Annotated in this window: 4 protein-coding genes and 1 pseudogene; 1 reads left to right on the forward strand and 4 read right to left on the reverse strand. The window is 59.3% G+C overall.

Going from position 1 to position 5,795, the window contains the following annotated elements; genetic code table 11:
* Window positions 1-68: 68 nt before the first annotated feature.
* From O3A94_16965 to O3A94_16975, 3 genes and pseudogenes are all read right to left on the reverse strand, one after another.
* Window positions 69-392 (reverse strand): annotated as a pseudogene (locus tag O3A94_16965) (ATP-binding protein).
* A 143-nt stretch (window positions 393-535) separates the two neighbouring features.
* A complete protein-coding gene (locus O3A94_16970; GenBank protein MDA1357940.1) occupies window positions 536-1,504 on the reverse strand; it encodes a TAXI family TRAP transporter solute-binding subunit in 969 nt (322 codons plus the stop codon).
* A gap of 69 nt (window positions 1,505-1,573) precedes the next feature.
* Window positions 1,574-3,487 (reverse strand): TRAP transporter fused permease subunit, encoded by a 1,914-nt coding sequence (locus O3A94_16975; protein MDA1357941.1) that lies wholly within the window; start codon window positions 3,485-3,487, stop codon window positions 1,574-1,576.
* Between the two features lie 150 nt (window positions 3,488-3,637).
* Here O3A94_16975 and O3A94_16980 point away from each other — a divergent pair, with 150 nt between their 5' ends.
* Complete coding sequence (locus tag O3A94_16980) at window positions 3,638-4,654, forward strand: ornithine cyclodeaminase family protein (GenBank protein ID MDA1357942.1); 1,017 nt, start codon at window positions 3,638-3,640, stop codon at window positions 4,652-4,654.
* 32 nt (window positions 4,655-4,686) lie between these two features.
* On the opposite strand, the gene O3A94_16985 is transcribed toward O3A94_16980, so the two are convergent.
* Window positions 4,687-5,487 carry an aspartate/glutamate racemase family protein gene (locus tag O3A94_16985; protein MDA1357943.1) on the reverse strand — a complete coding sequence of 267 codons (801 nt, stop codon included), beginning with the start codon at window positions 5,485-5,487 and terminating at the stop codon, window positions 4,687-4,689.
* Between the last annotated feature and the right edge of the window lie 308 nt (window positions 5,488-5,795).

Genomic DNA, 5,795 nt, shown 5'->3' on the forward strand with positions numbered 1-5,795 from the left:
GCGTTACGCGGAGCGAAGCAGCGTGGGAGGCGCCTGTGGGCCCACCGGGTCAACCATGGCGCTGACGGTTATGCAGGTGTTTTTGGGGATTTCCGCCGTTTTCGACTTTGATTGAGACGATAGCTCTCGCCGTTCATCTCCAGGATATGGACATGGTGGGTGAGCCGGTCCAGCAACGCCCCGGTCAGGCGTTCCGAGCCGAATATCTCGGTCCATTCGTCGAACGGCAGATTACTGGTCACCAGAGTGGCGCCGCGCTCGTAACGCTGGCTGAACACCTCGAACAAAAGCTCCGCGCCGGTTTTACTGAGCGGAACAAAGCCGAGTTCGTCGATGATCAGCAGGCTGTACTTGGCCAACTGCTTCTGGAAGCGCAGCAGGCGTTTCTCGTTGTCGCTTCTATTAATTCCATCCGGCGCAGAATCCCTAGTATTTCGCGCCGGATGGAATTAATAGAAGCGACAGTGCTGATTAAGGCCGTCCCATTATGAAAAAAGGGGCCAAATGGCCCCTTTTTTGTCATGCACACGGCATATCACATCATGCCGAGTTCCTTGTAGGCCCTGAGGGCGCCGGGATGCATCTTGACGCCAGCATTCTTGAAGAGGCTCAGGCTCGGTGTTGGGTGCCATGATTTGTAGACCGTCTTCATGTATTTGTTGGTTTTTTCAGAATAGACGTACTTGACGATCCGGTAGATAACGTCAGCGGGAACATCGGCGCGCGTCACGATCGTGCTGGGCACGCCATACGATTGGGCATCCGCCACCACGCCGCTTCCGTAATCCGATGCCTTGATGGTGTATGGCGCAAATGCCGGGTTCTTGGTCATCACCGCCTTGAGCTCGGACGGGCTCAGTGGAATAAGACGGACCTTCCGGGTCGCCGACATAGCCGTCACGACGGGAACCGGCACCGCCGAAGATACCGCGAACGCGTCGATATTCCCGTCACGCAACGCGTTGCCGGCCTCACTGAAGCCAAGAAACTGAGCCTTGACCTGGTCGCGCACGCCAACGGTTCGGAGCACCAAATCGGCGTTGGCCGCCGTGCCGCTGCCGGCCTTGGCCAGTGAAACCCGCTTGCCCTTGAGATCGGCGAAACTCGTGATGTTGTCCTTGGCCAGCGTGACCCAATGGATCGGCGAAATGGTTAGCGCCATCAGGGCACGAACGTTGGTGATCGGCTTCTTTCCCTTGAATTTGCCCGTCGCGGTGACGGCATTGTAGACCGCTCCGAGGTTTGCTAGCCCGAGGTCGATACCACTCCCTTTCTGGCCCAGCATGCGTAAGTTGGTGGTCGAACCCGCCGTCGTGCGCGTCGACAGAGTAATCCCCTTCACGTCCCGGGTTATCGCGGTTGACAGGCCACCACCCATCAGAAAGTAGCTTCCCCCCGGCGAACTGGTGCCGATAACCAAATTCTCGGCGGATGCAGCCTGCGCTACGGCGACCGCCGCAGTCAGACCGGCCAGCGCGGTAATGTTCTTTCTCGAAAACCTCATATTCTTCTCCCTTTGGGTTAAATCCCACTCGATCGGTGCCCACTCCCATGAACGCCAGCTGTAAGACTATCATTGGCCTTCCGATTGTCCTCCTGAATTACTTGCTGCCGCAAGTCGTCCCGACCTTATTTGCCACAGCCAGAAACCGATGAACAGCGCCAGCGGCGCAATGGCAAAAAGCCCATGAGTCAGGATCAGAGCAGTGCCGACCGCGATCGCGATGACACGCATCGCAACGCCCATGCTGGCATAAAAAAAACCTTCGATGCCGGCGGATATGGCGAGCCCGCCAAGCGCCAGCGTTCCGACGGTCAGCACGACGTTGATCACACCGCCTTCGAGCAGCAGACCCGGTTGATAGACGAACAGCACCGGCAGATAGAAGATGGCCATGGCCTTGACCATCGCAACATTGCATACCCGCCACAATGGTGCCCGCGAAATGCCTGCCGCCATATAGGCCGCCAGCGCGACCGGCGGCGTGACATTGGATGCCTGTCCCCACCACAGCACCAGAAGATGTGCCGCCATGACCGGGATACCGAGCTGGATCAGCGCCGGCGCCGCCAGGGTTGCAAGGATCACATAGGCGGGGATGACAGAGAGCCCCATCCCCAACACATAACCGACGATGAAGATGAACATCACGGTAAAGGCGAGGTTGCTTTCGGCGAGGTCGATGATTAGCCCGGTAATGCGAATACCCGTGCCGGGCAAAAGCACCGCGCCGGCAATAATAGAAACCGGGCCGGCGATGGCGATTATCGGCAGAGAATCCTTGGCGCCGTCGGCCATCGTCTGGATGATATCGCGCAGCCCCATCTTCCGGTCGGTGAACCAGCTGGCGACGACGACGCTGACGATGGCGAGCAATCCCACCCGGCGCAAGGAATAGTCGAGATAAACCAGGATGATGACGACCAAGATGGGGACCAGAAACACCCAGCCTTTTCTGAGGGTGCCGCGAAACGGCGGGCATTCCTCGGCCGGAAGGCCCCTCAGGCCATTGCGCATGGCATAGAAATGAACCTGAAGATAAACATTGAGAAAATAAAGCAGCGCCGGGATCGTCGCATATAGGACGATCGTACCGTATGAAAATCCGGTCAGCGCGACCATGATGAAGGCGGAAGCCCCCATCACCGGCGGCATGATGGTGCCACCGGTCGACGCCGCCGCCTCTATGCCGCCCGCCACCGCGGGTCGGTAGCCAGTGCGGATCATCATTGGAATTGTGATGCTGCCGGTAATCGCGACGTTTGCGGATGCCGAACCGGAGATGCTTGCCGTTATGAAGCTGGCGCCCACGGCCGCCTTGGCGCCGCCGCCGGGACGCGTGCCGAGGAAAGACAGGCAAATATTAGTGAAAAATTCTGAAGCGCCGGAGCGGACCAGAAAGACGCCGAACACGAGGAAAAGGAAAAGGTTCGACGCCAGCACATAGGTGATCGACCCGTAGAGCCCGTCGGTCTGCGCATAGAGCGACGTCGCGATCTGCCGCAGATTGAACCCGCCGTGAACAAACGGCCAGGGGATGTAAGCGCCGAAATATAGAAACAGCAGAAAAGCCACCGAAATTATGGCCATCGCAAGGCCAAGCGATCGACGGCCGGCCTCGATCACGCCGAGGATCATGATCCAGCCCATCGCCATGTCGAAATCGCCGATATCGAAACCCTCGGTCTCAGCGAAGACTAGATAGTGTTCGTTGAAGCGATAGGTCGCCACGGTCACGGCCGCTAATAAAGCTGCATCGGCCAGCCGCGCTGCAACACCACGCGCCAGTGGAAAATAACAGATGGCAAGCGCAACCCCGACGAAAATGAAGACGCTGCGGTCGAGCGCGGGGCTGAATGTGCCGAAGGTCCCGACATACATATAATAAGCAGTCGTTGCCAGACCGACTGCAAAACCGAGCAAATTCCATTCGCCGCTGAACTGGCTTGCCAGGCTTTTCCGCTCGTTCACCGAAACGTCGTTCATGGATTTACTCGCGTACTCCCTGACATCCTCTATAGTGTCTGTCCTGGGTAACCGCAACCGCACCCGCCAGAAATCCCGGCGCGGCAATACGAAACCGCAGGATACCGGACACGGGGATTGGGCGAGCGCATGACGGAACGGGTGTGACAGGTGGAAGAAAACAGGATACCAGCGCTCCGCGTGTTGCGGGAAACCGACCTGCGGCGCCTGCTGGACACCGCGACCGGTCTCGAGGTGATCGAAAATACCTATCGCGATTATGGCGCTGGCGATATTCAGCGCCTGTCCGAACCGGCCTCAATGTTCGGCGGATCGGGACGCACCGGGTCCGCCAAATACAAGGCGAAAGGCGCGACCCTGATGTCGGAGGGGGTTACCGGTATCCGCATTATCAGCGACAATCCGCGCGGCGACAGGGTCCGGTCCTATCATCTGCTGTGCGTCTTTGACGACGAAACCGGCGCACCGATCGGGCTGCTCGACGAAACTTGGCTCCACAGGTTCCGTACTGCCCTCACGGGCGTTGTCGCGGCGAAATATCTGGCGCGCTCGGAATCTCGGGTCGTCGCGCTGATCGGCGCTGGCGCCATCGCGTCGCAACTGTTTCCTGCCCTGACAGACAGTTTCAAGCTGGATCAAATCCGTGTGGTGGCGCGCCGTCCGGAGAGCGCACACCGGTTTTGCGAACGGTTCAATGGCCGGTTTGAATCGCGCTTCGTCGCAATGGACGATGCCGGTGCCGCCATCGACGGCGCCGACATCGTAATTACGCTAACATTCGCTGAACATCCTGTGGTCCTGCCCGGAATGCTGGCACCGGGTAGCTTCCTCTGCTCCATGGGGGAAACTGAAGAAGTCGACATCGGCGTGCTCGACGAGGTGGACCGGTTCATTGTCGACGACTTCGACTACGCTACTGTGCTCGGCGACATCGCGGTATGGCTGCGCAGGAGGTTGGCACGGCGCGAGGATCTCGCGCGACGGGTCGACGCGAATATCGGTGAAATCGTCGCGGGCAAACGGGCCGCCCGCCGGACGCCCGATGAACGCATCTTCGCGATCATTCAGGGCATGGCCGTGTGCGATCTGGCGCTGGCGAGCTATGCCCTGAAACGGGCATCGGACGAAGGCCTGGGCGAACAACTCGCCATGTTCGACTGGCGCTGAATAACCGCAATTACTATTGGCGCGCCGCCGGTTCAGTATTCTTCCAACAGCCTGCCGTATCCCGCGATGCGCGCCGTCGATCCGATGATCCTCAGACACCGCCAGAAGGTCGCCTGATTGCTGGTGATGACCGGCTTTCCCAGCTCCTGTTCCAGCCGAGCGATGATCGGCAGAGAAGGTAGATTGGTGCAGCTGACGAAGACAGCGTCGGCGTCGGCTCGATCGACCGCCCGCCCCAGGCGAAAGGCGACCTCGGGCGGCACGCGGCCAATATTGGCACGCTCCATCGCGGTTTCGCCGAGCTGAAGCCCTTGTACGGACACGACTTCGAATCCTTGCTCCGTCAGCCACTCGGTCTCGCGCCGGTTGACGAAATCGGTTCGCGGCGTCGCCAGTGCTATGCGCCGCGCACCCACCGCTTTCAGCGCCTCGACGACGGCGTCGGCGGTCAGCACCGCCGGCGCGCCGGAAACCCGCGTCATGGTTTCGCGAATTTCGTCGGCGGGCACGAAATAGGTGCAGGAAGTGCAGCCGAAGGCGATGACATCGACGCGCGCTGACCCAAGATCACGGCTCGCGAGCGCTACATTGTCGGCGATCTGGCGATAGAGGGCAGGTTCCTGCGGCCCATCCTGAAAGGCGCGCGCAACATGGACGACGATGCCGTCCGGCGCCAGCCTGTGAAACTCCGGCTCGATGCTGGTGTTGGTCGATGGGCAAATCAACCCGATCGTGCCCCGCCAACCATAGGGACTATAGAGGGCGAGTGCTTTGGTGTCGGATTGCTCTTTGTTAGCCGAACGCACCTGATTCTTTTTACCGCCTGCAGCCATGACAAACTTACCTGAATATAGTTATCCCTGCCACCACCTTATGTCACCTCCGCGATACAGGCACACAGTCCACCTGTTTCTTCCATTTATTCCATCGGGCCTTCCAGCGGCGGCTCGGTTCTCCGGCACGGACATTATATACATACTAATATTCATAAACTTGATTTTGAATTCGACCGCGGGCCAGCAACACTGTGCTCATTCCGCCGGATCGTGCCGCCGGACACTGAGTAAGGACATGCAAAGGCAGTGTCAGAGCTATCCCGGATTATTCACGGTGGTCGGATGGTTTGAGCAAGGCGCGTGGT

The sequence above is a fragment of the Pseudomonadota bacterium genome (assembly GCA_027624955.1).
Lineage (GTDB): Bacteria > Pseudomonadota > Alphaproteobacteria > UBA828 > UBA828 > PTKB01.

What these genes read in the sequence shown, in the direction of transcription:
- O3A94_16970 (MDA1357940.1), bottom strand. Translation starts at nt 1,504, where the DNA reads ATGAGGTTTTCGAGAAAGAACATTACCGCGCTGGCCGGTCTGACTGCG.
- O3A94_16975 (MDA1357941.1), bottom strand. Translation starts at nt 3,487, where the DNA reads ATGAACGACGTTTCGGTGAACGAGCGGAAAAGCCTGGCAAGCCAGTTC.
- O3A94_16985 (MDA1357943.1), bottom strand. Translation starts at nt 5,487, where the DNA reads ATGGCTGCAGGCGGTAAAAAGAATCAGGTGCGTTCGGCTAACAAAGAG.